General features: G+C 60.8%; 1 protein-coding gene. It reads left to right on the top strand.

Annotated features, from left to right (window positions below; genetic code table 11):
* Positions 1-920: patatin-like phospholipase family protein (locus AU465_RS33040; protein ID WP_192257203.1), on the top strand; the 920-nt coding region annotated here is incomplete at its 5' end.
* Positions 921-1,045 lie beyond the last annotated feature (125 nt).

Consider the following 1,045-nt stretch of genomic DNA (forward strand, 5'->3'; position numbering starts at 1 on the left):
CTGATATCCAGCGCCTAGTCCGATTTATTTCCTGCAAGGCACGTGGCTTCGTGGCGGCGGGGGGTGGGTCCCTGGGCAGCGCCCATCTGGGCGTCTACAAGGCCTTCGTCGAGGCGGGCGGGCGCTTCGACTATCTCGGCGGGACGAGTTCCGGAGCGGCGATGATGGCCGGCTTCGCAAGAGGGTTGGACGCGGAGCAGATCGACCGCGGCACGCACAACGTATTTGTCAAGAGTCGGGCGTTTCGGCGCCCCACCTTGCCGCGTTTCGCGCTTCTAGATCACAAAGCCTTCGATCGAGCCCTTCGGGAGGAATACGGCGACGTTCTGATCGAAGATCTTTGGCTTCCGTTCTTTGCTCTTTCGACCAATCTGAGCAGCCGTCAGCCCCATGTCCACCGTCGTGGAAAACTCTGGCAAGCCGTTCGGGCATCCGGCTCGCTCCCGGGTGTCCTGCCGCCGTTCTTTACGGCTGACGGCGATATGTTGGTGGACGGCGCCATCATGAACAATTTGCCGCTGGAACAGATGAGGGAACTCAAGACCGGACCCAATGTCATCGTGAGCTTTGGGTCCAGTGGACCGCAAAAATACCACATCGACTATGACCGCATCCCCGGAAGATCGGAACTGGCGGTCGGACTGCTGAACCCTTTCGGCCGTGCCCGCTTGCCGCAGGTTCCGAGCATGCTTCAGGTTATTGCCGCGAGTATGCTGGCACACGGGCCGCAGGACATTACCGTCGGCGACGAGGATGTCTTGGTCTGTCCGCAGGTTTCGAGCACGATCGGCTTCATGGATTGGAGTCGGCATTCCGACTTGTTTTCGGACGCCTACGACCGCACGGCGCAATGGATCGAGGAACGTCTCCGCCAGAACGACTCAGGACTCCGGGCGGTGCTCGGTAACGCACATACTTAGCGCACCACAGCGCGATACCGGCAGCCCGAACATCAAAAGCGCGGCGATGAGCAAATGCACGGCAAGGGGGGCAGGTTCGTCAGGGTGGAAACCGGAAGTTCGACGCGAACCCAACAGAGAGCTCG

Origin of the sequence: Mesorhizobium silamurunense (assembly GCF_014843905.1) — a bacterium.
GTDB classification, from domain to species: domain Bacteria; phylum Pseudomonadota; class Alphaproteobacteria; order Rhizobiales; family Rhizobiaceae; genus Mesorhizobium; species Mesorhizobium silamurunense.